Here is a 25,698-nt window from a genome sequence, read left to right as displayed (position 1 = left end):
CGACCCAAGGTATCCCAGAACCTCATGGCCGTCTAGACGACCGCCGACCTGGTCTGCCTGGGCGTGAGCAGGCCTGGTGCGCCAGATGTCCCCACCGGTCAACCCACCGGCACTCCCGAAGAAGTCGTCGACTGCACCGGTTGCGGGCAACAGGTCCAGGAACCGGGTGAGCACCCGTCGCCCGCCACATTGCCGCGGAGATCACCGGCCGGTCGGCGTCTCGGATGGGGATGCAGTCGAGCGCTCGGTAGCGTCTATCTGGTGATCAGGACGATGAGGGTCCGTGGACCGTGGACGCCCTCGACGCGGTTGAGCTCGATGTCGCTCGTCGCAGACGGCCCGCTGATCCAGGTGAGCGGCCGGGTACCGTCCAGTCGAGCGATGGCCTCGGGCACGGTGCCGACGATCGCCGTCGCGGGCACGACGCATACATGCACGTCCGGGACCAGGGTCAAGGCACGTCTTCCCTGCGCAGGCCCGGCGTCAAGCACGATGGTGCCGGTCTCGGCGATCGCCACCGCGCAGCCCGTCAGGACGCCGCCGCAGCCGTCCAGATCCTCGACGGACAGCGCGGGTGCGTCGGGCAGGATCCGGGCGGTCGTCTCGGACAGCCACTCCGGCGGCAGGTCCGGTGGCACTGCGAGGATGTCGACTCCCGCCTCGCGCAGCTCCGCCGCCACGACACCGGCCACCGCTGAGCGCTCCACGATCCGGACCGTCGCCCGGTAGTCGTCGGCCCGCTCGGCGAACAACTCCACGACGTCCACGCCCTCGGCTGACGTCGAGTAGCCCCGGGGCACCTCGACCTCGGTGTCGGGCACTCCGGCAAGGGCGGCCCGTACCCGCGCCAGGATTTCGTCCCGTGCGTTCACCGCCGTCCCCCATCCTGGTTGCTCAGCCACCACGAACGGAAGGACCGCTGTGGGGGTACGGGGATGTCGCGCGCGCGGGTCCAGCCGGACAGCGGGCCGGGCAGCCTGCCGATCCGACCAGAACGACCGGCGAGCGCGCCGGCCAGAGTGCCGGCGAACCCTCCGAGCCGCTGGATGGCGGCGAGCCTGCGAGGGCTGGCGAACATCCAGGACGCGGCACGCATCACCGCGCGCTCCGCCGATGGCCGGCGGCGCTTGGCGTCGACGACCTTGGCCCGCAGGTGTACGAGCGCGGCAGGGATGTCGATCCGCACCGGGCACGCCTCGTAGCAGGCCCCGCAGAGCGACGACGCGTACGGCAGGCTGCCCGCGACCGGGTCGCCCCGCACGCCGCGTAGCTGGGGGGTGAGGACCGCCCCGATCGGACCTGGGTACGGCGATCCGTAGGCGTGCCCACCGGTGCGCTCGTAGACCGGGCATACGTTCAGGCAGGCCGAACAGCGGATGCACCGCAGCGCCTGCCGGCCGATGTCATCGGCGAGCACGCTGGTACGGCCGTTGTCCAGGAGGACCACGTGGAACTCCCGGGGGCCGTCGCTCGGGTGCACACCCCGCCATGTCGACGTGTACGGGTTCATCCGCTCGCCGGTGGACGACCTCGGCAGCAGTTGCAGCATCACCTCCAGGTCGGCCCAGGTCGGCACCAGCTTCTCGATACCGACCACGCTGATCAGGACCTCGGGCAGCGTGAGGCACATCCGCCCGTTGCCCTCAGACTCCACCACCACCAGCGTTCCCGAATCGGCGACTGCGAAGTTCGCCCCGGACACGGCCACCTTCGCGGAGAGGAACTTGCGCCGCAGGTGTTTCCGCGCTGCGGCGGCGAGAGCGACCGGCTCATCGGTCAGGTCGGCCGGAGCGTCCGGCATCTCGCGAAGGAAGATATCCCTGATCTGTTCCCGGTTCCGATGGATTGCCGGCACCAGGATGTGCGACGGCAGGTCGTCGCCCAACTGCACGATCAGCTCCGCGAGGTCGGTCTCGTAGGCGGCGATACCGGCCGCAGTGAGCGCGGCGTTCAGCTCGATCTCCTGGGTCACCATGGACTTGACCTTGATCACCTCGTCGGTGCCGGCGGCGCGTACCAGGTCGACGACGATCCGGTTGGCCTCCGCCGCGTCCCGCGCCCAGTGCACGACTCCCCCGGCGGCGGTGACGTGCTCCTCGAACCGCAGCAGGTAGCTGTCCAGGTTCCGCAGCGTCCGGTCCTTGATCGCCGCCCCGGCGACGCGGAGCTGCTCCCAGTCCGCCCGCTCCGCGACGACGGCCTCCCGCTTGGCGCGGATGGTCCCGGTCGCCGTGCGCAGGTTGGCACGCAGTTGACGGTCGGCCAACGCGTCGCGGGCCGCGACCGGGAAGGCCGGCATGCCCATCCACACGGCTCCGCTCATGAATCGTCTCCTTCCGCGAGGATCTCGGCGTAGTGCATGACCCGCACGTCGGAGCGGGCGCGTGACAGGAGTCCGCCAATGTGCAGCAGGCAGGAGTTGTCGGCCGCGGTGAGCACCTCGGCTCCCGTCGCGAGCACCTGGCTGAGCTTGTCCAAGCCCATCGCGACCGAGACATCCGAGTTCTTCAGCGCGAACGTGCCGCCGAATCCGCAGCATTCCCGCGCACCGCCGAGTTCCACCAGTTCGATCCCGCGTACGGCCTTGAGCAGTGCCAATGGCCGGTCGCCGAGGCCGAGCGCGCGCAGCCCGTGGCAGGTCGGGTGATAGGTGACCCGGTGCGCGAACCGAGCGCCGACGTCGGTCACACCGAGCACGTCGACGAGGAGTTCACTGAACTCGTACACGGTGGGCGTCACCTGCGCCACGGCGTCCAAGAGGCCCCGGTCGCCGGAGACCTCGGCGACCCGCCGGTAGGACTCTCGCACCATGGCCACGCAGGAGGCCGACGGGGAGACGACCACGTCGGTGTCGGCGAAGACGTCGACGAACTTGCGCGCCAGCGGCACGGCCTCGCGTTGGTAACCGGTGTTGAAGTGCAGCTGACCGCAGCACGTCTGGGCGGCGGGGAAGATCACCTCGTGGCCGAGCCGTTGGAGGACGCGCAGCACGGCCCGTCCGGTGTCAGGGAACATGGTGTCGTTCACGCAGGTGATGAACAGGGCGATCCGCATGGTCGGCCCCTTCCGGAGCGGGTGGCGAGAGGTCGGGTGCTGCGGTAGCGCCACTGAAGGCCGTTCATGGCCGCGAACCGAGCGCGTTCACGGCAGGGCGTAGACCCGGCGCGCGGTGCCGCCCAGGACAGCCGCCCGCTCGATCGCGGTGCAGCCGGCCAGCAGCTCATCGGTGAGCGCGAGCACGTCCCGGTAGCAGCCTGCCAGTTCACACACCGGCCAGTCCGATCCGAACATCACCCGGTCGGCGCCGAAGGCGGACAGCACGTGTTCGGCGTACGGCCGGATTCGCGTGGCGTCCCAGTCGTCCCAGACCGCCTCGGTGATCAGCCCGGACAGCTTGCAGACGACGCCCTCGCATCGGGCCATCGCCACTATCCAGGACGCCCACGGCTCCCACTCCCCCGACCCGATGGCCGGCTTGCCCGCGTGGTCGATCACGAACCGGACGTCGTCGCACCGCCGGACGGTGGCGAGGGCGGCAGCCCGTTGCGGGGCGCGCACGAGGATGTCGTACGCCAGCCCGCGCGCGCCGAGGTCGGCGAGTCCTCTGGTCACCTCGTCGCGCAGCAGCCAGTCCGGGTCCGGCTCGTCCTCCACCTGATGACGCACCCCGACGAGTGGACCAGCACGCAGGCGGTCAAGCTCGACGTCGACATCGGGACGGGTCAGGTCGACCCAGCCGACGACGCCCGCGACCAGGCCCGCGCTCGCCTCCGCGGTGGCGAGGAACTCCTCGGTCTCGGTCACCGACGACACGGTCTGCACGAGCACGGTCGCACCGACCCGGTCACCGGCCGCGACGCGCAGGTCCGCCAGGGTGTACGCGCGCCGGATCGGGGCGAGGGCATCGCCCGCCATCCACGGGTACGTCCGTACTGCGGGATCCCACAGGTGGTGGTGAGCGTCAACGATCACGGGTGGATCAACCCCTCGGCGACAAGGTCGTCCCACAACCCGTCGGGCACGCGCGTGGCGGCGAGTTCCGCGTTGTTGGTGACCTGCTCGATGGTCTTCATGCCGACGACCACCGATGCGACGGCCGGATGTCGCGCTACGAAGGCCATCGCCGCCTGCGGCAGCGCCACCCCGTGCGCGCGGCACATCTTGGCGATCCGGACGGCCCTGGCGTACACCGCGTCCGGCACCGGGCGGTAGTCGTACATCCTGCCTGGCTCAGCGGTGGCGAGCACACCGCTGTTGAAGACACCAGCGGCGAGGACGGACACCCCGCGTTCCCGGCAGCGTGGCAGCAGCCGCTCCCCCGCCGACTGGTCCAGCAGCGTGTACCTCCCGGCGAGCATGACGGTGTCGATGTCGGTTTCGACGACGAACCGTTCCAACATCTGCCACTGGTTCATGCCTGCGCCGATCGCGCCCACAACGCCCTGATCGCGCAGCTCGTGCAACACCGGGTACGCCTCGTCGACGGCCTGCCGCCAGTGGTCGTCGGGATCGTGGAGCAGCACGACGTCGATCCGGTCGAGTCCTAGGCGGCCGAGACTGGACTCCATCGACCGGCGTACCCCGTCTCCGCTGAAGTCCCACCGCCGGACGTGGTCGGCCGGCACGTCGAAGCCGCCGGCGTCGTCGCGTAGGTGCGCGGTTTCCGGCGAAGGCACCAGCACCCGGCCGACTTTCGTGGAGACAGTGAACTCGTCGCGCGGGCGGCCGGCGAGCGCGGCTCCCAGCCTGCGCTCGGACAGGCCGAGACCGTAGTGCGGCGCGGTGTCGTAGTAGCGGATCCCCGCCTCCCACGCGGCCTCGACCGCGCGGTACGCCGTCTCGTCGTCCAAGGCCCGGTACAGGTTGCCGATCCCGGCGGCGCCGAACCCGAGCTGGCTCACCCGTACGCGTGACCCGCCGAGTCGCGTGACCTTCACGCCAACTCCCACACCTTCGCGATGCCGCGATCGTTTCCCGAGTAGTCGTCGGTGATCTCCAGCAGCTCGGCCATCCTGGCCTGCCACGCCACGTTGACCGGGTGCTCAGCCAGGGCCCGCCGCATCGCCTGGTAGTCGGCGACCTCGACCAGATGGAACAGGTCCTGACCGTCTCGCCAGATCCGCCAGCTGTGTACCCCGGCCACGCGCAACGCGGCTTCCAGCGGGGGCGGGATCACCGCGTGCACCCGGTCGTACTCCGCCTCACGGCCCGGTTTGAGCCTCGTGTGCAGGGCGATGGTCTCCACGTGTTCTCCTCATTGCCTGGGCCTGCGACGGCTGCCTACGCAAGGGAAGTCAGTCCTGGGCCTTGCCGCTGGTGGGCATGGCCGGGACGAGCGCGACGATGATGACCAGTCCGTTGACCGCCTGGATCTGATCGATAAACGCAACGAAAGCCTAGACATCTGATGTCTATCTCGTCAATCCTGAGACGTCGCGGGCTTGGCCCGGCGAGGGCGACCACACGTGAAGGCCGCTGGCCAAACGCTGGCCGCCGTGGCGAAGGAATCCCGCTGTCTAAACACCGTATGATGCAGGCTCATCCGATGTTTCGGCAGGAGGTTCGCCACTTATGTCGCTGACAGACGTCGCGATCAACAAGATCAAGCAAATGATCACGGGCGGCGAACTGCGACCCGGCGACCGGTTGCCACGCGAGGCCGATCTCGCCGAGCGCCTCGGGCTGTCCCGCAGCTCGCTGCGGGAGGCCGTACGAGCGCTGTCGCTGATCCATGTGCTCGACGTGCGCCAGGGCGACGGCACGTACGTCACAAGCCTCGAGCCGTCGCTGCTCCTGGACGCGATGGCTTTCGTCGTCGACTTTCACCGCGACGACACGGTGCTGCAGTTCTTCGAGGTACGGCGCATCCTCGAACCTGCGGCAGCGGCAATGGCCGCGTCGGCGATGAGCGACGAGGACATCGCCGGACTGCGCGAGCTTCTTGACCAAATCGGACCGACGCCGACGGTTGAGGAGCTCGTGGCCAACGACGTCGAGTTCCACCGCCGAATTGCCGCGGGATCCGGCAACCAGGTGCTGTGCTCGCTGATCGAGGGGCTGTCCGGACCAACCCAGCGGGCACGGATCTGGCGAGGTCTGACCCAGAAGAACGCGGTCGCCCGCACCGTCGACGAACACCGGCTCATCTGCGATGCCATCGCCAGCCGCCAGCCGGAGATCGCCCACGCGTGGGCCACGGTCCACGTCGCAGCCGTCGAGCAGTGGCTGCGTCAGGCGCTGGCGGAGTAGGACGTGTCGGGCCGATCTGTCACACGTCCGCGGGCGTCCGGGGTTCCAGGGGTGGTGTGCGCGTCGATCGGCACGGCCAGTTCCTCAGGTGACCGGGCGCAGGCGCATTCCCTGCATGCCCCCGTCGACGGCGAGCGCCACGCCGGTGGTGGCGCCGGCGCGCGGGCTCGCGAGGTAGCAGATGGCGGCGGCCACCTCGTCCGCCGACACCAGCCGTCCCGAGGGCTGCCGCGCCTGTAGCGCGGCGCGTTCCGCGTCGGGGTCCTCGGCGGCGGCGAGCAGCCGCTGCACCCACGGCGTGTCCACGGTGCCTGGATTGACGCAGTTGACGCGGATGCCCTCGCGAAGGTGGTCGGCGGCCATGGCCAGGGTCAGCGACAGAACCGCCCCTTTGGACGCGCTGTACAGGGCCCGATCGGGCAGTCCGGCGGTCGCGGCGATCGAGCAGGTGTTGACGATGGCCGCGGCCGACGACCGGCGCAACCAGGGCAGCGCGGCGCGGGTGGTCCGCACCAGGCCGAGGACGTTCACGTCGAACACCCGCCGCCACTGGTCGAGGTCGTTGCCCTCGACCGTGCCCTGGGCCCCAATGCCGGCGTTGTTGACGAGGATGTCGATGCCACCCAGGGCGGTGGCCGCCGCCTCGACGGCGGAGGCGACGACCGTGTCGCTGCTGACGTCGCACCGAATCGGTACGACGTTCGCGTCACCGACCGACGGTTCGAGGTCGAGGCAGGCGACCCGGGCACCCCGGGCGGCGAGCATCCGTGCCGCCGCGAGGCCGATGCCCGAGCCCGCGCCCGTGACGGCAGCCGTCAGGCCGTCGAATTCCCTGTCGCTCATGCTCCGCCCACCGTTTCCTCGTCAAGCGTCCGTTCGGTCGCCCACACCGGCCCGTCCGGGAAGAGATGAGCCGTTAGGGATGCCTCGTGCATCTGTGCCGAGAAGCCGGGAGTTGTGGGGGCGGCGTAGCACCCCTTGGTCACGACCACCGGATCGACGAAGTGTTCGTGCAGGTGGTCGACATACTCGATGACCCGGTCGTCGAGTGACCCGCTGACCGCCACGTAGTCGAACATCGACAGGTGCTGCACGAGCTCGCAAAGCCCGACGCCGCCGGCGTGCGGGCAGACGGGCACCCCGAACTTCGCGGCCAGCAGCAGGATGGCGACGTTCTCGTTGAGGCCGGCCACCCGGGCGGCGTCGAGTTGGAGGATGTCGATCGCCTCGGCCTGCAGTAGTTGCTTGAACACGATCCGGTTGGGCACGTGCTCGCCGGTCGCCACCTTGATGGGGGCGACCGCCCTGCGGATGGCGGCGTGCCCGAGGATGTCGTCCGGGCTGGTGGGTTCCTCGACCCACCAGGGGTCGCCGGGCGCCAGGGCTCGCACCCAGTCGATCGCGGCCGGGACGTCCCACCGCTGGTTGGCGTCGACGGCGATCCGCACGCCCGGGCCGACGGCCTCGCGGGCGATGCGAAACCGCCGTACGTCCTCCGCGAGGTTCGCGCCGACCTTGAGCTTGATCTGGCTGAAGCCGTCCGCCACCGCCTCCCGTGCGAGGCGGGTCAGCTTGGCGTCGTCGTACCCGAGCCAGCCCGGGGAGGTCGTGTACGCGGGGTAGCCCTGCTCGCGCAGCCGGGCCTCGCGCTCGGCCTTGCCGGGCTCGGCCTTACGCAGGATCTCCAACGCCTCATCGGGCGTAAGCGCGTCGGTCAGGTAGCGGAAGTCCACCAGTTCGACGATCTCCGCCGGGCTCATGTCGGCGAGGAGCTTCCAGACCGGCTTGCCGGCGGCCTTGGCCTTGAGGTCCCACATCGCGTTGATCACGGCGGAGATCGCCATGTGCATGACGCCCTTCTCCGGGCCGAGCCAGCGCAGCTGCGAATCGTGGACAAGGCGGCGCCACAGGCCACCCATGTTCGCGAGGGTGTACTCGAGCGGCAGCCCGACGACGAGCGGTTCGAGCGCCCGGATCGCCGCTACTTGGACGTCGTTGCCGCGACCGATGGTGAAGGCGAAGCCGTGCCCCTCCAGGCCGTCGGGCGCGTCGGTACGGATCACGACGTACGCGGCTGAGTAGTCGGGGTCGGGGTTCATGGCGTCCGAGCCGTCCAGCTCGTGCGAGGTCGGAAAGCGTACGTCGTACGTGGCGAGCGAGGTGATGCGGTGCGCCATGTCAGGCCTGCCCCATCGCCTGGCGCTGCCGGCCCAGGCCGGAGATCTCAAGCTCGACGACGTCGCCCGGGCGCAGGTACGGCTTGGGATCGGGGTGGCCGAGGGCAACACCGGCGGGTGTACCGGTGTTGATGATGTCACCCGGTTCGAGCACCATGAACTGGCTCAGGTAGTGGATGATCTCGCCGACCTGGAAGATCATGTCCTTGGTCGAGCCGTTCTGCCGGATGTTCCCGTTGACCCACAGTCGGAGGTCGAGCGCCTGTGGATCCGGCACCTCGTCCGCAGTCACCAGCCAAGGCCCGAGCGGGTTGAACGTCTCGCAGTTCTTGCCCTTGTCCCAGGTGCCGCCGCGCTCAAGTTGGAACTCACGCTCGGACACGTCGTGCGACACGGCGTAGCCGCCCACGCAGGCCAGCCCGTCCTCGGCCGTGTCGAGATAGCGGGCGGTGCGTCCGATGACGACGCCGAGTTCGATCTCGTAGTCCGTCTTGGTGCTCCCTCGTGGAATCAGGACCGTGTCGTTCGGCCCGATCACGGTGTACGGCGTCTTGAGGAAGACCACCGGCTCGGACGGCGGCGCCGCGTCGCTCTCCTCGGCGTGGGCGCGATAGTTCAGGCCGATGCAGACAACCTTGCCAGGGCGCGCGAGGGGGGCGCCGATCCGCATGCCATCGCCGTCGAGGCTCGGCAGGTCACCGGAAGCAATCGCTGCAGAGGCCAGCGTCAACCCGTCAGCGAGGAACACGCCGTCGATGTCCGCCGTGATCGGAGAGAGGTCGAGCAGCCGCCCGTCCTCAGTCATGACTGCCGGACTTTCCTCGCCGCGCGGGCCGACACGCAACAACTTCACGCTAATCTCCGAACACTTAGCTAGTGGGTACGCCCACCCGATGCCCAGCGCGACCGGGCAAGTCATCTGATGTCTGCGGGATGCTTTGACATTAGCAGGCGGGCATGATGGCCCGCCAGTGGAGGATTTCCCGTAGAGTAGCGCCTCCCAGCCAGCCCAACACGAGGATAGATCGGATGGCTGGTCGCTCCTCGCGCCGCGGTTCCACGCCGCCGGCGGCATGCGGAAGCGGCACTTCCCGGGGAAGTGCCGCTTCGGCATTGCCGTCAGCTCGCCGGGGTCGTGGTCACCGTGACCTGGCGGTCGTTGGCCGCGTACAGCTCGATCGAGGCCACGTTCGCGTGCGAGGTGCTCGTGCCCAGCCAGCGGTAGTACCGGTAGGGCGTACTGCTGTTGAGCGCCTTCACGTACCAGGACGACGAGTTCGCCGTGGTCGGGCTGTCGTTGATCGTGACAAGGTCGACGAACCCGTCAGTCGGCGACGTGTTCGAGCCCTGGAGCTTCGCCCCCGCGATCCGGGCCGCGTTCGTGCCCGAGCGCGGCAGGAACCGGAGCACGTTGACGGCCGTCGGGCTGCCGAAGTCCCAGCCCACGTACGGCGTCGTCGAGCTGTGGTCGTAGAACGTCGCCGGGTTGTCGTCGAAGGCGTTCGGCGGCGGGTACGAACCCGAACTCGTCGAACCGAACGCGGTGCCGTTGCCGTTGCCGTTCCGGCTCAGGTTGAGCAGCGGTGGCGGTACGTCGGTGAAGGTCACCGTGACCACCACGTCCGCGGCACCCGAGGCCTTCGCCGTCACCTGGTAGGTGCCGTCGCCCATCACCCACAGCAGGCCACCGCTCGGATCGATGGTCGCGCCCGGCGCGGCCGACTCGTCGGCCGGAGTCACCGTCCACGTCCGCCCGGTCCCGGCGAGCAGCTGGACCAGGTGACCGTTGCGCACCGTCACCGCACCCACGCCGGACAGGTCGACCGTTGGCAGGTCTCCGACGGCCGTGGCGGCCATTGCCAACGCCAGTGCGGCAAAGGCCGCGTCGACGTCCGGCTGGGTCGCCTTCGGGTCGTCGTTGACCTTCTGGGCTTCGGCCAGCGCCGCCTGCAGATTGCTCCACGCCTGCGGCGTCGCGAAGTCGTCCGCGGTCAGCTGCGACGCGGTGGTGATCGCCGAGGCCAGATCGGTCTTGTCCGCCAGGGTCCGGTCCGGCAGGGTGACCGCGAGGGCTGGGTCGATCGCCTTGATGGCCTCGTTCAGTGCGAGGGCCGCGAAGTACGCGGTGTCCTTGCTGATGTTCACCGCCGAATAGCCGGAGTAACGCGCCTTCACGCCCAGGGCGTTGATGTGCGCGATCTGGAAGCGTTCCTGCAGTCCTTCCCAGTTCGGGCTGGTCGAGACCCGCTTGAAGCCGCCACCGCTGGTGCGGTCGCCCGCGTACGCCGAGATCTGCTTCGCCGCGGCGAGCACCGAGGCCAGCCCGTTGTATCCGCTGGAGTCCGCTCCCGGTGCGGTCACCGTCACGCTGGTCGTGACCGGTGGCAGGCTCGGGTTGCCCATGCTGGTGCCGGTGATCGTCGCCGTGCCCGCACCGCGCGCGATCACCAGCCCGTTCTTGTCGACCATCGCCACGTTCTGGTCGCTCGACCGCCAGGCGATCCGCCGGTCGTAGGCGTTGGCCGGGGACACCGAAGCCGTGAGCTGCAGCCGGTTCGTGCCCGTCACCTTGCCGGTGCTGGCACTGGTGGCCGCCGGGCCGTAGATCGTCGCGTCCGACGGGCTGAGCAGCTGCAGCCCCGTCAGGACCGTGGACACGTCGGCGACCTGGACCTTGATCGTCTGGGTCACCCCGTCCTCGGACAATCCGCCTTGTTCGATGCTGCGGGCCGTGATCGTCACGTTCGCGACCTTGCCGCCGCCGGTGCCGACCGCCTGGATGGTCGCCGTCTTCCCGGACCCGGTCACCTTCACGACCTGGTTGTTCGAGGACTTCCACTCCACCGTGTCGCCGGGGATGCCGCCCTCGAGCGTGGCCGTGACGGTGTCGGTGCCCGCCGGGGCGTTGCGCTTCGTGCTGTCGTACACCAACGTCGTCGAGTACTTGGACAGCGAGATGCCGCTGACGGTGTGGGCCCGGTCGGTGGTGTCGACCATGACCATGTACCGCCGGCCCTGCTTGGCGTTGAACACGAGCTTGCCGCTGTGCACGTCGTACTCGACGCGCTCACCCAGCGTCTTGTCGGCGTTGACCACCTGGATGACCGGGCGACCGGTGGCCCACGGGTTGACCAGCGAGATCTTCCCGTCCCGCTTGCTAGTCAGGTCCACATAGGACACCGAGCCCGTGGACGCGTCGTACGCGCTCGACACCTCGACGTTGCCCTTGGCGCCCAGCCGCTCGTAGCTCAGCGACTGGGTCCGGTCCCAGTTCGGGAACACCGACAGGGTCGTCGGGACATCCGGCGTGGTGCTGCTCTGCAGCAGCATCGAGTTGACGCCCTCCATCGCGCCGACAGTCTCGACCGCGCCACCGCTGCCGTAGTAGGTCAGGTTGCTGGTGCGCAGCTTGGCCTTCAGGGCGGCCTTGAACTTAGCCAGCAGGTCCGCGGCCGGCCAGCCCGCCCGCGCCGCGATCGGGTACACCTTGGGGAAGCCGTTGTTCTGGCTGCTCCAGCCGGCGAACCCGGTGGCGGCCCAGGAGTTCATGTACTCCAAGGTGTTCCGGACCTTGCCGAGCAGTTCCGGGTCGCCGTCGAGCTGCTGCACGTTCTCGAAGGGGAACACCACGCCCTCGAGCTCGACCGGCTGGTCGCCCGGCTCGATCATGTCGACGTGCGCCTGGTTCGGCGACTGGTAATCCGTGGCCAGCAGCGTCGGGACGAAGTTGTCGTTGCTGTTCGCGGAGAAGATGCCCTTGGGCAGCATGGCTTCCGGGAACGCCGTGTGGTCTGCCAGGTCCTTCCAGCGCGCGACGGTGGCTGGGGCCTCGCCCATCGCCGTGGCGTGTGCGGACAGGAACTTCGACAGGAACTTGATCGCACCCATGTCGAGGTCGGGATTGATGTCGGCGGCGTCGCCCTCGTGGATCGACGAACCGATCACCGAGTAGTGGTACTGGCCGTTCCCGTCGTCCTGCTTCAGTACGTAGGAGCTGTAGAACGTGAGCAGCTGCTTCAGGTGCGGATAGAGCACCGTGCGCAGGTACTGGTCGTCCAGCGTGTATTCGTAGTAGGAGACCATGTTGATCGCGGCGAAGTAGCCGTTCGACTTCTGGTCCGTGGACGATGCGTTGAACCCGTACACCGGCACGGACGCCTTCGGGCTCAGTGCCGGCTGGGCGCTCGCCATCAGGTGGAACGGGGACAGCGTCCGGACGTGCACCGCGCCGTCATGTCCCTGTGCGGCGGCGTTGTTCTGCTGCCATGGCAGGTCGTAGGCGATGACCCGGTTGAACGGCACTTCGGTTTCGATGCGGTTGATTGAGCCCGACGCGTAGTACTGGGCCTGCTGGTTGTAGTTGAGGAAGTACCGGCCGCCCCAGCCGACGTTGTCCGCGAGAACCCACTCGCCGTACATCGAGCCCGGCAGGTTCTGCGGGTTCACCTTCCCGTTCGCGCTCGTCGGCCGGTTCGAGCTGCCGAGCACGTACAGCGACCCGTAGTAGTACTGGGCCACCTCGGGATCGGGGAACTGGACGTAGCTGCGGAGCCAGTAGTTCTTCCACCAGGCCTGGTGCTCGGCCTTGAGCTGGTCGATGGTGCTCTGCGACGCGTACCCGCGGACCCCGTCCACGGCGTCCTGCTGCACGTCCGCGACGCTCTTGATCGCGTTGTAGTCACCGCTGCTGCTGGTCAGGTAGGTGACCAGGGACGCGGTCGCGCCCGGCGCGACGGTGAAGTTCCCGGACTCGCCCAGCGAGTTGTAGTACTTGCCCTTGTTGCTGTCGTAGTAGTCGTTCGCTTCGATTTCCTGGCGGGGGTTCACGAGCGCGGCACCGACGAGGGTCGTCGCGGTCGCCATCCGGCTGCGGTAGCCGCTCGTGTTGGTGGTGCTGTCCCGCGTCGTCCAGAGGACGGGACTGGACGACGAGGAGTCAACTCCCCCGGTGTACGGGTAGGTCTTCTGCGCATCGGTCAGGTCGGTCGCGCTCGCGCTCGCGTACGCCATCGCCGGGACCCACTGCTTGGTCCGCAGCGTCACCGGCCCGGTGCCGCTGTTGCGGATCTCGGTGACGAAGACGTTCGTGGTGTCGGCGGTCCAGGAGGTCAGCTGGATCGGAGCATCGGCACCTTGGTCGTCCTTGAGCTCCAGGCTCGTGGTGACCTCGGCGTTGAGGATGTCCTGCTTCATCTTGAACGCGCTCGCCGCGTTGGTGCCCGCCCCGGTCGTCGGCCAGATGTCCAGCCCGCCGCCGGAGAGAATGCCCTGGTTGTCCTTGACCGCGTTGCCTTGGGCGTGCAGCGTGCCCCAGAAGTCGTTCTTGCCGAAGTAGAACTGCTGGGAGGTGGTGGACACCCCCGCCGCGACGGCGCCGATGTCGCCGTTGCCCATCAACTGCCCCGTTGTGTAGCTGCCCTTGTTGACGTCGCTGATCTTGAGCGGGGACGTCACCGAGCCGGCGATGCCGGGCAGGATCTGCTGGAGCTTGGCCCAGTCGTCCTGGCCGAGATGGTCGAGCACCACCTGCGGCACCTTGAAATTGCCGGCCGCGCCGTGCGCGGGAACGGCCGTGGGGGCGACCACCATCGCGAGCGTGGACACCACCCCGATTACATAACGTCTCACATCAGCTCCTTGGCCATCCGAACTCCCTGAGCGGCGACCACGGACGTCAGGCCCCGGGGCCTCCAAGCCGAGAGTATGCAGAGAACATCGGATGTCTGTCAATGACAAGAACCGCCGGCCCCGCAAAGAGGATGCCAGACACGGCAAATGATCCGATGTATGTGCGTGCCGTACTCACCACCCTGATCAGGCTCCTCTCCCGGGCGCTGAAGCTGCCCCGGCTGGTCACCCCGGCCACGGTCATGCGCTGGCATCGACGGCTGGTCGCCCGCCAGTGGGCCTTCCCGAACCAACCGGGACGCCCACCTTTCGCGTGGATGCGTGGCTTGGTGTTCATCGGATTTGCGGCGTGGAAACCCGGCCGTTTACGGCCGGGAGGAAACGCCGCCCCTCCCTTGCGATGAGCGTCTTACATGGACGGTAAATGTGAGGCGTGGGGGATGTGGTGAAGCGGGCGTACAAGTACCGCTTCTATCCATCTCCTGAACAGGCCGAACAGTTGAACCGCACGTTCGGGTGCGTGCGTTTGGTCTACAACCGGGCGCTCGAGGCGCGCACCCGGGCGTGGGCAGTGGATCGTCAGCGCACCACCTACGTGCAGTCGTCGGCGTGGCTGACCGAGTGGAAACGCACCGAGGAGCTGACGTTCCTGAACGAGGTGTCGTCGGTGCCGTTGCAGCAGACGCTGCGGCATCTGCAGGCGGGGTTCGTGGCGTTCTGGGACAAGCGGTCCCGGTATCCGAGGTTCAAGTCCAAGCGCAAGTCCCGGGCGTCGGCCGAATACACCCGCTCCGCGTTCCGCTGGCGTGACGGCCGGCTCACGCTGGCCAAGATGACCGCCCCGCTGGACATCGTGTGGTCCCGACCGTTGCCCGAAGGGGCGGAACCCTCCACGGTCACCGTGTCCCGGGACGCTGCCGGGCGCTGGTTCGTATCCATCCTGATCGAGGACCCGACCGTGAAGACGCTGCCGCCGGTCGCGGCCGTGGTCGGTGTGGACGCAGGCATCACCAGCCTGCTCACCCTGTCCCACCCGATCCCCGGAATCAGCGACGAGCACGGCAAGGTCGCCAACCCGCGGTACGGGCAGACCGACCGGCGCAAGCTGGCCCAGGCGCAGCAGAACCTGGCCCGCAAACAGAAGGGCTCCAACAACCGGGCCAAAGCCCGGCTCAGAGTGGCCCGTATCCATGCCCGTATCGCCGATCGGCGGCGGGATCATCTGCACAAGCTGACCACTCGACTCGTCCGTGAGACCCAAACGGTCGCGATCGAAGACCTCAGCGTGCGTAACATGCTCCGCAACCGCCGCCTGGCCCGCGTCATCTCCGACGCAGGCTGGGGCCAGTTCCGCAGCATGCTGGAGTACAAAGCCCAGTGGTACGGGCGCCAGGTGATCCCCGTCGACCGGTGGCTGCCCACGTCCAAAACCTGCTCCGCGTGCGGGCGGATCAACACCACCCTCGCACTCAACGACCGCTCCTGGACGTGCCCCGGCTGCAAGGCCGAGCACGACCGGGACATCAACGCTGCCAAGAACATCCTCGCCGCCGGGCTGGCGGAGAGGTAAAACGCCTGCGGAGCTGACAGAAGACCTCAAGGAAATCCTCCCGGACAGGCAGTCGGCAATGAAACAGGAAACCTCACGGGCAACCGCGGGAATCCCGGCCCCTTCAGGGCCGGGAGGATGTCAATCCGCTCTGAGCTCCAGGACCACAGCCTGGGCCGGATCGAGCAAAGGCGCGGCCAGCCCGACGGTGGACAACGCAGATCCGGGAAGGCGGATCGATCCCCGTGCGACCCAGGGAACGGGACGTGCGGGGAAACCAGTGGGCACGCCGATCTCCGGGCAAATCCTGACGGTATAGCGGAAGTCCGGATTCAGGCCCGGGAATCGGAGGCGGGCCGGGACGGAATCGGTCGAAGTGGTCAGCTGGACCAGGCTGAACACGGCGTGCCGTCGGTCGGCCGCGACGACGCCGTGCAGCCAGACGCTCGGATCCGGGTGGTCGGCGTGGACGGTCCGTCCGGTGTGCAGCAGGGGCCTGAGTCGCTTGTGCAGACGGACCCAGGCGGCCAGCTCGTCGAGTTCGGCGTCGGTGCAGGCGGTGAGATCCCATTCAATGCCTACGTGCCCGAACAACGCGGTCGCCAGCCGGAAGGCGAGTTCGGTGGTGCGTCCTGTGGTGTGGGCCGTGGCCGCGCCGACGTGGCAGCCGACCAGTTCGGGCGGTAGCAGCAGTCCGGTCCAGCGCTGGATCGCCTGCCGTTCCAGCGGGTCGATGGTGTCGGAGGCCCACACTCGGTCGGTGCGCTCAAGGATGCCGTAGTCGATCCGCGCGCCGCCGGAGGAGCACGACTCGATTTCCAGCCTGGGATGCCGGTCCCGGAGCTCGTCCAGGAGCCGGTACACGGCGAGGGTCTGCGCATGAACGCCAGCGGTCCCGGCGTGGACCGCCTCCAACAGATCGCGGTTGTGATCCCACTTCAAGTAGTCGAGTTCGTATTCGTCAACCAGCGCGTCCAAGCAGGCCAGGATGTGGGCGTACGCCTCGGGCCTGGCCAGGTCGAGCACCTGCTGCGAGCGGTGCGGAAGGGCGGCGCGGCCAGGCGCCGACAGGAGCCAGTCCGGATGGGCTCGAGCGAGGTCGGAGTCGTGGTTCACCATTTCCGGCTCGACCCAAAGCCCCACCTGCATGCCCAAGGCCTTGGCTTGCTTCACCAGCGGGTGCAGCCCTTCAGGCCACACCGACCGGTCGACGGTCCAGTCGCCGAGGCCGGCCGTGTCGTCGCGGCGCCCGGCGAACCAGCCGTCGTCCAGGACGAGCCGTTCCACCCCGACGCGGGCCGCGCGCTCGGTGAGCTCGCTGAGCTTGTCAAGCTGGTGGTCGAAGTAGACCGCCTCCCAGGTGTTGAGCATCACCGGCCTGGGTGTGCGGGGATGACTCGGCCGGTCGCGCAGGTGCTGGTGCAGGCGGTCGGCGAGCCCGTCGAGCCCTTCGCCCGACCAGGCGAAGTAGATCCACGGGCTCTGATAAGACTCGCCGTGGGCCAACCTGATCTCGCCTGCGGCGAGCAGCTCCCCGGCACCGAGGACCGGTCCGTGCTCGGGTAGCCGTTCGGTGTAGTGAACGTGGTCGCCGCTCCATCCGGCGTGCACCGCCCAAACTTCGCCGTGGCCGAACCCGAAGCCGGACTCACCGGCCACCATGAGGCCGGTAGCGTCGTGGCCGGTGCGGCCGCGGCGGGACTCGCGGGCGGCCAGTCCGTGTCGCAGAGGACCGCGCTGGGGAGCACGTTCCCGAGACCAGCGCCCGCTGAAGTCGAGCACTTCGGTCGCTTGGTTCCCGGCCGGGAGCAGACAGGCTACGGATCCAAGCGCGAACACCTCCGGGCCGTCGTTGACCACCTCATGGCGGATTCGCACGACGCCGGATCTGTCCATCCGGACCTCGGTGCGGACCGATACGGCGGCCTCCGCGTCGCGCGCCTCGATCCGTACGCCGCCGCCTTCGTCGTCGGTCTCGACGGTGACCGGCCGTACCAGCTCTAGGCGCAGATGCGGGAAGCGACCGTCCCGGTGTCCTGCGATACCTGGCCGCCCGACCCAGCCGTCGGACTGCTGAGGTATCAGCCGCAGCAGCACCGGAACCTCGACGGACGCCACCGGGGGCGATGGCAAGCTGCCGAGGACCAGCTCGTCGAAGCTGTCCACGGCCCCTGGGTCGGCGCCCCAATGCAGGACGCGGGGTACCCGGTGGCCGGTGATGTCCAGGATCAGCGCTGTGCCTGCGGCGGTCAGCACGACGACGTCGGGGCTCTGTCGCGAGGTGTCGCCACCGCTCCCTACGGCCGTCATGGGCGCGGGGCGGCGGTCGAGTGGCGGACGACTACCTCGGTGGGCAGCACGATCGGCGGCGGCGTCGCGCCCTGCATGATGTCCAGCAGCGCCGTGACGGCCGCGGAGCCCATGGCCTGGGTGTCCTGCCGCACCGTGGTCAGCGGCGGCAGGATGTACGCGGACAGGTCGATGTCGTCGAACCCGGTGACCGATACGTCATCGGGCACGCGCAGGCCGTGCTCGTTCAACGCGCGCAGGATGCCGATCGCCATCATGTCGCTCTCGGCGACGACCGCCGTGAAGTCCCGCCGGGTCGCCAACAGATCGAGTGCGGCGCGGTAGGCGCCCTCCGTGGACCAGTCCGACTTGCGGGCGAGACCTGGGTCTTCGGGGACGCCGGCCGCAGCGAGCGCCGCGCGGATCCCGGCCAGCCGATCGCGGCCGGCGGGGTCGGTCTCGGTGCCGGTGATCCGGGCGATCCGGCGGTGGCCCAGCCCCAGCAGGTGCTCGGTGACCTGTCGGGCCCCGTCAGCGTTGTCCGATGCCACCGAGGTGGCGCGCAGCCCCGTGCCGACCGCGTCGACGAAGACCGTCGGCAGCCGGGACTCGACCAATGCCTGGATCCGTACGTCGCCCGGCGGGCAGGCGACCATGATGGTGCCGGCCACCCGCCGGGAGCGCAGCAGCCGGACATAGCTGTCGCTGGCCGCACTGGTCGGGCGCGAGGGCACGAGCAGGTCGTAGCCGGCTTCGGCGGTCGCCGCCTCAATGTGGTGCAGGACGTTGAGGTAGAAGTGGTACTGCGGCCGGGTCAGCTCGGACAGCGTCCAGATGTCGTTGGCGAAGAAGCCCAGAGCGATCACCTTCGAGCGGGCGCCGGACAGGCTCTGCGCCGCCACGTCCGGCTGGTACCCGAGGCTTGCTGCGGCAGCCTCCACGCGGATCCGGGTGGCGTCCCTGACCTTCGCCGTGCCTGAGAGGACGCGCGAAACCGTCGCCCGCGAGACTCCCGCGAGGCGTGCCACCTCTTCGCTCGTGGCCATCGCCCACCTTCCGATTCGGCTCGTCAACCGCCGCCCTGGCAGACGCGGCGAGCGCGCGTTCCGTCGTGCTTGAACGCGCGTACATCAGATCGGACGTCAGTATCAGGCCGTCGAATGAAGCCCGTCAACAGTCGCGGACTGTTACCTCTTCAACCCGTTGACGCCGCAGTACGTGCGGCGTAACGTCCCCGTCGCTCAGCAATGTACGCGCGTTCACGGCGGGCCCCGCCCCCATCCCGGCCCGTCCCACCACCCTCGGCGCTTGGAAGGACACCCCATGACATCGCTGACAAGACGACAGGCGCTCTCTGTCGCGGCAACGCTCATCGCCGGCGCTGCGCTGCAAGGCTGCAGCACCACCAGCACAGACAACGGATCGGGGACGAAGGCCATCACGTTCCTGACCTTCGAGACGCCCAACCTCACCCCTGCCTACTGGGACGCCGCGATCAAGCGCGTCACCGACAAGAACCCGGACATCAAGGTGACCAAGCTCGTGGCGCCCACTGCCGACGGGCGCACCGACTACGCCAAGCAACTGCTGCAGTCCGGGCAGTTCCCGGACGTCATGATCGCGGTCTCGCCGGCCGGGTTCGCCGAGGCGGGCAACCTCTACGCATGGCAGCCCGAGGAACTGAAGGATTTCGTCTACCCGACCGCCAACCCGATCAAGGGCAAGTACTTCCAGCTTCCGGCCAACACCCAGACAATCCCGCCGGTCTACTACAACAAGAAGATGTTTGCCGACGCCGGCATCACCGCGCCGCCGACGAACTGGAGCGAGCTACTCGACGCCTGCGTGAAGCTGAAGGCGTCCGGTGTCACACCGTTCGTGGCGGGTGGCGGCAAGGACACCTTCGCCTCGTCGATGATCCTGTCCGGAATCGTCAGTGTCGACGTCTACGGCAAGACCCCGGACTGGCTGACCCAGCGCCGGGCCGACAAGGTGAAGTTCAGCGACCCGGACTTCACCGCGGCCCTGGCCAAGTTCGCGGAGCTGGCGCAGAAGGGCTACATCGCGAAGTCCGACGTGTCCCGCGACTACGCCGCGACCGAGCAGGCGTTCCTGGACGGCAAGGGCGCGATGTACCCGATGGGCAACTGGTTTGCCGCCAACGCCGATGCCAAGCACCCGTTCGACATCGGCGTCTTCAACTTCCCGACCGCCGACGGGCGCCTGGTCGTCCCGGCCTATACCGGTGGCGGCATGATCGTGAGCGCGAAGGCGCAGAACCTTGACGCCGCCAAGCGCTTCGCGCTGGCCTTCCAGCTCGACAAGGCCCAGCTGGACGCCTCGGTGAAGGCCGACGGTCTGATCCCGGCCATCAAGGGCTACACACCGCCGGCCGACACGGGCGCCGTCTACAAGGCGGGCTACGACCTCTACCAGCAGGCCGTCTCGCAGAACGCGGTCGTGCACGCCTTCCGGTGGGAGACCGCTGACGATGGCCTGCTCCCGGGCATGGCCAACAAGGTCGACGCGGCGGCACAGGACCTGATCACCGGCCGGAAGACCGCCGCAGAGGCGGCCACGTACCTCGACACCGAATGGGCCAAGGCGAGCTGAGGTGGTCCAGCACACGGAGATACCGACCGGCCCGCCGGCCGCCCGCAAGCAGGTGGGAGGCCCGGCGACCCGGCACCGACGCGGAGCGGTCTGGGAAAAGCTCGCGCACTTCGCGGTCTTCGGCGCCCCCGGTGTCCTGGTGTACGCCTGCTTCGTGCTGGCACCGATCGCGATGAGCTTTGCATACAGCCTGACCAACGCGAACCCGTTCAACCCGCCGCGGCGCTACGTCGGACTGCGCAACTACTGGATGCTGCTGGACGACGAGCAATTCCACACGGCGCTGCGGGTCACCACGATCCTGACGCTGATTGTGGTGATCGTTCCTAACGTACTGGGGCTGCTGGTCGCGCTGCTGTTGGACAAGCCCGGCCGGTTCTACAACGCGATGCGTAGCGTGTTCTTCACGCCGATGATCCTCAGCTCGGTCGTCGTCAGCGTCATCTGGACTCGCCTCCTCGACACCGACGGGCTGGTGAACCAGGCGTTGCGGGCGCTCGGCGTCCACCAACCGCCCGCCTGGTTGTCGGATCCCGACTACGCGCTGTACTCGGTAGCGTCGATCATCTCCTGGCAGATGCTCGGCTTCTGCGTCGTGGTGTACCTGGCGGGGCTGCAGGGCGTACCGGTGGAATTGCAGGAAGCGTCCTCCATCGACGGTGCCGGGCCGGTACGCCGGTTCCGGGCGGTGACCTGGCCGCTGCTCGCACCCGCGCTGACGATCAACACCGTCGTCCTGCTGATCTCGGCATTCAAGACCTACGACTACATCAAGGTGATCACCAACGGCGGCCCGGGTGCCGGTACCACCGCGACCATCGCGTTCGACGTGTTGCAGACCGGCTTCGACGCGAACCACGTCGGCTACGCCTCCGCGATGGCCGTCGCCATGCTCGTGATCGTCGGCGTCACAACGGCGGTCGCCCTCTGGATCCTGCGAAGAAGGGAGATCGACCTGTGAAAGACCGAATCCCCTGGATACGCCCGGCGACCGCACTCACCCTCACCGCGCTGTTCTTCGTGCCGCTGTACCTTGTCCTGACGAACGTGTTCAAGCGCGGCGACCGGATCTCCGGCTCCCCGGCGTCACTGCCCTGGCCGCCGACGGTGGACAACATCAAGGCCGTGCTGACCCGACCGGACCACCTGTTCTGGGTCAGCCTCACCAACAGCGTCATCGTCACGACCGTCTCCGTGGTCGTCCTTATCGTGCTGTCGGCGATGCTGGGCCATTACCTCGCCCGCAGCCGCAGCCGGTGGGCGAGGGCGCTGACCCTGGTTCTGCTCGCCGGGCTGATGATCCCGCCGCAGGTGATCCTCATCCCCATCACCGATGTTCTGCGAGCCGGCCACCTGATGGCCACGGTGCAGGGGCTGGTGCTGTTCAACGTCGGCTACTACCTACCTTTCGGCATGTTCGTCTTCGCCGGCTTCATCCGCGGCATACCCATCGAACTCGAGGAGGCCGCAAAGGTCGACGGGGCGCGCCGCGCCCAGGTGTTCTGGCGCGTGGTGTTCCCACTGCTGCGGCCAGCCAGCGCCAGCGTGATGATCTTCCTGGGAGTGTGGATCTGGAACGACTTCATCGACCCGTTGATCATCCTTGGCCCCGGGCGAGGCACGACCGTGACGACCGGTGTCTACCGCTCAATCGGCCAATACCAGTCCGACTTCGGCTCGGTCTTCGCGCTGATGTTCCTGGCGACGCTCCCGGTACTCGCGTTCTATCTCGCGCTTCAGAAGCACTTTGTCAAAGGGCTCACCGGCGGCGCCACCAAGGGCTAGGGCGTCGGGTAGGCGGCGGGTCAGACTCCGCGCCGCCTACCCGACGGGCCTCGCCGAACTGGGCCACGTGTGCCCCGCGGCCAACATCTCGACCGACCCACGGGCTCGTTAGACGACACGTGGAGGGACGACCATGGCGTCAAGGATCCGACGCGGTTTCGCCAACCCATCATGCGAGGCTCGGTCGGGGCGGCGTCGGGGCGCGAGACGTCGCGCCACGACCGCGATCCGCTGGCGGACTATCGGGGCCGGGTCTCCGTCAACTCGAGCAGGAGCTGTTCCTCGTGTGATGGCCTGCGACCGGTGCTGGCCAGTCCGCTGATGGTGGCCGCCCGGACCGCGGCTTCGTCGTCTCGCGCCCGCGTTGCCAGCTGCGGCGTCACGCTGGAGTCCGAGTCGACCGCTTTCGGGAGCGCGTTGGCGGCCTGGACCCGCAATTGCGGGTCCTCGTCGGCAGCCAACGCCAGCAGCGCGTCGACCGCCACCGGCCCGCCGGCCGAGTCGAGGGCGTCGCTGGCCGCTCGCGGACGTGCCGGTCGGGGTCTTGGAGAACGCACCGCACTGCTGCGGCCAACTCGGTGATCAGCTTGGCTGGCCTGCGGTGCAGGATCCCGGTGAAGATGCGATGCGACAAGGCCGTGCGGGCCCATCCTGACGACACATCAAGATCGCCCCGCACGGCCGCTTCCATGACCGAACCGGAGCCGCTCAGCTTTCGCGCGCCAAGTCGTAACGACTACACGGCTGCAATGGCACGCTGGAGGTCAAGGAGGTCACTCCCCTGGCCAAGGTCCGTGCCGAAGCCGAGGCTCTCGGATTCGATGTCTCCGGTGAATGATCCGTGAGCAGACGGTTTGTCGAGCCCACCCGAACCAGGGCTGGTGAGGCCGGTAATCCCTGCGGTGAGGGAGGCTGGTGCTACGTCGGAGACCTCCATGCCCAAGTTTTTGTCGTTGGTGACACGGATGCCCCAGTGGACGATGCGGCATCCGAAGTAGGGCCCAGCGTCGCCTGCGCCTCCGACGCCCGCATCCTTGTTGGTGACGGTGATGTCGGTGCGGAGGTTCTCGAAGGGTAGTTGTCGATGCGTATCGAAGAGGCCTGTCTCCATGAGACCCCGTCGGTATACGTTGCCGCTCGAAAGCCCCTCGAGGTTGAGGCCGTGAAGGACGCTGCCGCGCACCGCAGGGACGGTGAAGTCCTCCAGGTGGAAGTCCTCGATCAGGTTGTCATGAGCGAGGATCCGGCATGCGACGAAGTGGTGGAGTGAGCGGCCACCGGCGGAGATCCCGGACATGGTGCAGGACTTGGCACCCGTCAGTCCGAAGGCCACATCGGCATTGAGGACGTGGACGTCCTTGGCCCAACAGTCGTAGACCGCTTGGAAACATACCCCGTTCGAGCCGGGGTGCAGATTGTGGGCCGTCTGCGGGATGAGCTTGTTCTCGATCGTCAGCCCTTCCACCCCGCTGTCATGGATGGTCGGCCCGAGTTCGCGCAGCCGAGCGGGCGTCTCTCGGTGGATGGAAATCCTCAGGGGCTGCTCGATCCGCACTGACCGGGGAGAAAGGATCTCGATGACCTTGACCGGCCACCGCCAGGCCTGGAGATCTTCGAAGGCAGTCGGTGTCGCGATGCGAGCACCGTACCTGGCCCAATCGTACGTGTTCGCTCCGCCGATGTTGCCAGCCATCTCCTTGAGCAGCCTGTAGTTCGATGGGTTATCTACCTCGAGAGCCACCATTTCACCAGCCGTGAGATCGGCGGTGGAGTCGACGAAAAGGACGTCGGCGCCGCGGGTCGCCGGCGCGACTGCGGCCAGGGTAGAACCCCACAGGAAGCACTCGCTGAGTTCGGCCGCGAAGTCGTTGGCGAACGACTTGGCCAGCCGCTCGCGGGCGATGAAGAAAATTTGGCCGCCCGTCCATGACCAGTTGTTGCCACCCCCGTCGAGAGACTCACGCAGGGGACGCGAGAAGTACAGGATGGTCTTTCCCTTGCCTGCCCCTCTCAGGACCACGTTGGAGTCGCTGACGAACAGGGGCCGGTCGAGAACGTATCGCCCGGGCTCCAGCTTGAGAACGCCCCCACCGGCCGCACCGAGTCGGTCCAGCGCTGTCTGAAGAGCGCTACTGACGTCGACACCTGTGTCGGGGCGGATGCCCAAGCTCTGGGCAGGCGTGACGCTGTCGACCACCGGCGAGGGCTGGATGGCTCCGCGCCGGTATCCCACCCGTCGCCAGTCCCCGAGGTTGTGGTAGCTCGACGGCGCCTCCGACCACGCGTCTAAGAGCCTGGTAAATAAGGGTTTCAGGCCGTCGGGGGTGCGCCGTGAGGATCGACTGCGGCGGTGGTGTCAGCGTGGTGGCGTGACATGAGGAAGGGCCTCCGGTACGAGCAAAGGCGACTAAACCAGCACGACCGAAGGCCCAACCCTGTCTGTATACCTTGTCGCCGGTGTTGCCGCATCCACCACCCAGGCCTCCCTCGATGCTCACCTGCCCACCGGCCGGCCGCGGCACTACCCGTCCGACACCAGCGACGCCGAGTGGGCTGTGCTCGCCCCGCACGTCCCGGCCGGCACCGGACGTGGCCGGCCGATCATCTACCCCCGCCGCGACATCGTGGACGCGATCCGCTACCTCGACCGCACCGGCTGCCAGTGGGACGCGCTACCGGCCGACTTCCCCCACCACAAGCTGGTCTACCACTACTTCAAGACCTGGACCGCCGACGGAACGCTGCACCGCATGCACAACAGCCTGCGGGAACAGGTCCGCGCCCAGGTCGAGGACCGCGACCGGCAGCCGACGGCCGCGCTGGTCGACTCCCAGTCGGTACGCGGCGCGGAAACCGTCGGGCGGGCCAGCCGCGGCTACGACGCGGGGAAGAAGGTCAACGGCCGTAAACGACACATCGCCGTGGACACCTGCGGCCTGCTCCTCGCGATCCTGATCACCGGCGCCAACACCCAGGACCGCAACGGCGCCCGCCCTCTCCTTCAGGCGTTACACGCCTGCTTTCCCAGCATCCGCATGGTCTGGGCCGACAGCGGCTACGCCGGCAAGCTCGTCGACTGGCCGCCACCCACCTCGCCCTGACCGTGCGGATCGTCGCCAAACTCGCCGGGCAGACCACCTTCGTGGTCCTGCACCGCAGATGGGCGGTCGAACGCACCTTCTCGTGGATCAACCGGTGCCGACGCACCGTCCGCGACTACGAACGGCTCCTTGAACACCACACCGCGATGGTCCAATGGGCCATGATCATCGTCATGGCCCGACGCCTCGCCCGACACCAACACACCTGAACCCCTTATTTACCAGGCTCTAAGCTTGTTCTTTAACCCTGACGTCTCGGCGGCCGTGATGGTCCTTTGTGGATTCGGCGTGTCGTGGAGACGGAAGC

19 protein-coding genes and 1 pseudogene are annotated in these 25,698 nt (G+C 68.1%); 6 read left to right on the top strand and 14 right to left on the bottom strand.

Features of this window, described 5'->3' with window-relative positions:
- Positions 1-254: 254 nt before the first annotated feature.
- From ACFYML_RS18480 to ACFYML_RS18455, 6 genes are all read right to left on the bottom strand, one after another.
- Positions 255-872 carry a lactate utilization protein C gene (locus ACFYML_RS18480; protein WP_387421750.1) on the bottom strand — a complete coding sequence of 206 codons (618 nt, stop codon included), beginning with the start codon at positions 870-872 and terminating at the stop codon, positions 255-257.
- On the bottom strand, positions 869-2,323 hold the full coding sequence (locus ACFYML_RS18475) for a LutB/LldF family L-lactate oxidation iron-sulfur protein (protein ID WP_387421749.1): 1,455 nt from the start codon (positions 2,321-2,323) through the stop codon (positions 869-871). Before ACFYML_RS18475 ends, ACFYML_RS18480 begins: the two co-directional genes overlap by 4 nt.
- On the bottom strand, positions 2,320-3,054 hold the full coding sequence (locus ACFYML_RS18470) for a (Fe-S)-binding protein (protein WP_387421748.1): 735 nt from the start codon (positions 3,052-3,054) through the stop codon (positions 2,320-2,322). Before ACFYML_RS18470 ends, ACFYML_RS18475 begins: the two co-directional genes overlap by 4 nt.
- 87 nt (positions 3,055-3,141) lie before the next feature.
- Positions 3,142-3,972, bottom strand: a complete 831-nt coding sequence (locus ACFYML_RS18465; protein ID WP_387421747.1) for an amidohydrolase family protein — start codon at positions 3,970-3,972, stop codon at positions 3,142-3,144.
- Positions 3,969-4,937, bottom strand: a complete 969-nt coding sequence (locus ACFYML_RS18460) for an aldo/keto reductase (protein ID WP_387421746.1) — start codon at positions 4,935-4,937, stop codon at positions 3,969-3,971. Before ACFYML_RS18460 ends, ACFYML_RS18465 begins: the two co-directional genes overlap by 4 nt.
- Positions 4,934-5,245 carry an L-rhamnose mutarotase gene (locus tag ACFYML_RS18455; protein ID WP_357447099.1) on the bottom strand — a complete coding sequence of 104 codons (312 nt, stop codon included), beginning with the start codon at positions 5,243-5,245 and terminating at the stop codon, positions 4,934-4,936. Before ACFYML_RS18455 ends, ACFYML_RS18460 begins: the two co-directional genes overlap by 4 nt.
- 326 nt (positions 5,246-5,571) lie before the next feature.
- Here ACFYML_RS18455 and ACFYML_RS18450 point away from each other — a divergent pair, with 326 nt between their 5' ends.
- Entirely contained in the window at positions 5,572-6,249 is a 678-nt protein-coding gene (locus tag ACFYML_RS18450; protein ID WP_387421745.1) for a FadR/GntR family transcriptional regulator, read from the top strand.
- An 84-nt stretch (positions 6,250-6,333) separates the two neighbouring features.
- Here ACFYML_RS18450 and ACFYML_RS18445 read toward each other — a convergent pair whose 3' ends face one another.
- The 4 genes from ACFYML_RS18445 to ACFYML_RS18430 all read right to left on the bottom strand — a co-directional run bounded on the left by ACFYML_RS18445 (position 6,334) and on the right by ACFYML_RS18430 (position 14,054).
- Complete coding sequence (locus tag ACFYML_RS18445) at positions 6,334-7,092, bottom strand: SDR family NAD(P)-dependent oxidoreductase (protein ID WP_387421744.1); 759 nt, start codon at positions 7,090-7,092, stop codon at positions 6,334-6,336.
- Complete coding sequence (locus ACFYML_RS18440) at positions 7,089-8,426, bottom strand: L-fuconate dehydratase (protein WP_387421743.1); 1,338 nt, start codon at positions 8,424-8,426, stop codon at positions 7,089-7,091. Before ACFYML_RS18440 ends, ACFYML_RS18445 begins: the two co-directional genes overlap by 4 nt.
- Before the next feature lies 1 nt (position 8,427).
- Positions 8,428-9,279 (bottom strand): fumarylacetoacetate hydrolase family protein, encoded by an 852-nt coding sequence (locus tag ACFYML_RS18435; RefSeq protein WP_387421742.1) that lies wholly within the window; start codon positions 9,277-9,279, stop codon positions 8,428-8,430.
- A gap of 266 nt (positions 9,280-9,545) precedes the next feature.
- Positions 9,546-14,054: an Ig-like domain-containing protein gene (locus ACFYML_RS18430; RefSeq protein WP_387421741.1), complete on the bottom strand. Its 4,509-nt coding sequence runs from the start codon at positions 14,052-14,054 to the stop codon at positions 9,546-9,548.
- A gap of 433 nt (positions 14,055-14,487) precedes the next feature.
- Here ACFYML_RS18430 and ACFYML_RS18425 point away from each other — a divergent pair, with 433 nt between their 5' ends.
- Positions 14,488-15,624: an RNA-guided endonuclease InsQ/TnpB family protein gene (locus tag ACFYML_RS18425; RefSeq protein ID WP_387421740.1), complete on the top strand. Its 1,137-nt coding sequence runs from the start codon at positions 14,488-14,490 to the stop codon at positions 15,622-15,624.
- Positions 15,625-15,744: 120 nt separating this feature from the next.
- Here ACFYML_RS18425 and ACFYML_RS18420 read toward each other — a convergent pair whose 3' ends face one another.
- Positions 15,745-17,859 carry an alpha-galactosidase gene (locus ACFYML_RS18420; RefSeq protein WP_387421739.1) on the bottom strand — a complete coding sequence of 705 codons (2,115 nt, stop codon included), beginning with the start codon at positions 17,857-17,859 and terminating at the stop codon, positions 15,745-15,747.
- Between the two features lie 50 nt (positions 17,860-17,909).
- Positions 17,910-18,938 carry a LacI family DNA-binding transcriptional regulator gene (locus tag ACFYML_RS18415; RefSeq protein WP_357447120.1) on the bottom strand — a complete coding sequence of 343 codons (1,029 nt, stop codon included), beginning with the start codon at positions 18,936-18,938 and terminating at the stop codon, positions 17,910-17,912.
- Between the two features lie 277 nt (positions 18,939-19,215).
- Between ACFYML_RS18415 and ACFYML_RS18410 the strand changes: the two genes are divergently transcribed.
- Genes ACFYML_RS18410 through ACFYML_RS18400 form a run of 3 tightly spaced genes read left to right on the top strand, consistent with a single transcriptional unit; the run spans position 19,216 to position 22,290 of the window.
- Positions 19,216-20,505 (top strand): ABC transporter substrate-binding protein, encoded by a 1,290-nt coding sequence (locus ACFYML_RS18410; protein ID WP_387421738.1) that lies wholly within the window; start codon positions 19,216-19,218, stop codon positions 20,503-20,505.
- Position 20,506: 1 nt separating this feature from the next.
- Positions 20,507-21,466: a carbohydrate ABC transporter permease gene (locus ACFYML_RS18405; RefSeq protein ID WP_387421737.1), complete on the top strand. Its 960-nt coding sequence runs from the start codon at positions 20,507-20,509 to the stop codon at positions 21,464-21,466.
- Positions 21,467-21,525: 59 nt separating this feature from the next.
- Positions 21,526-22,290 (top strand): carbohydrate ABC transporter permease, encoded by a 765-nt coding sequence (locus ACFYML_RS18400; protein ID WP_387421736.1) that lies wholly within the window; start codon positions 21,526-21,528, stop codon positions 22,288-22,290.
- Positions 22,291-22,529: 239 nt separating this feature from the next.
- Here the strand turns inward: ACFYML_RS18400 and ACFYML_RS18395 are convergent, their stop codons facing one another.
- Both ACFYML_RS18395 and ACFYML_RS18390 read right to left on the bottom strand, forming a co-directional pair.
- Positions 22,530-22,847, bottom strand: coding sequence for a hypothetical protein (locus ACFYML_RS18395; protein ID WP_387421735.1), 318 nt, complete (start codon positions 22,845-22,847; stop codon positions 22,530-22,532).
- Between the two features lie 179 nt (positions 22,848-23,026).
- Positions 23,027-24,487: a hypothetical protein gene (locus tag ACFYML_RS18390; RefSeq protein WP_387421734.1), complete on the bottom strand. Its 1,461-nt coding sequence runs from the start codon at positions 24,485-24,487 to the stop codon at positions 23,027-23,029.
- Positions 24,488-24,725: 238 nt separating this feature from the next.
- Here ACFYML_RS18390 and ACFYML_RS18385 point away from each other — a divergent pair.
- Positions 24,726-25,600: pseudogene (locus ACFYML_RS18385) on the top strand (IS5 family transposase).
- Positions 25,601-25,698: the final 98 nt, after the last annotated feature.

It is taken from the genome of Micromonospora sp. NPDC007230, from assembly GCF_042869115.1.
Taxonomy (GTDB): Bacteria; Actinomycetota; Actinomycetes; order Mycobacteriales; family Micromonosporaceae; genus Micromonospora.
The sequence above is the reverse complement of the archived record's forward strand: the minus strand, read 5'-3'. Positions and strand labels throughout refer to the sequence as shown.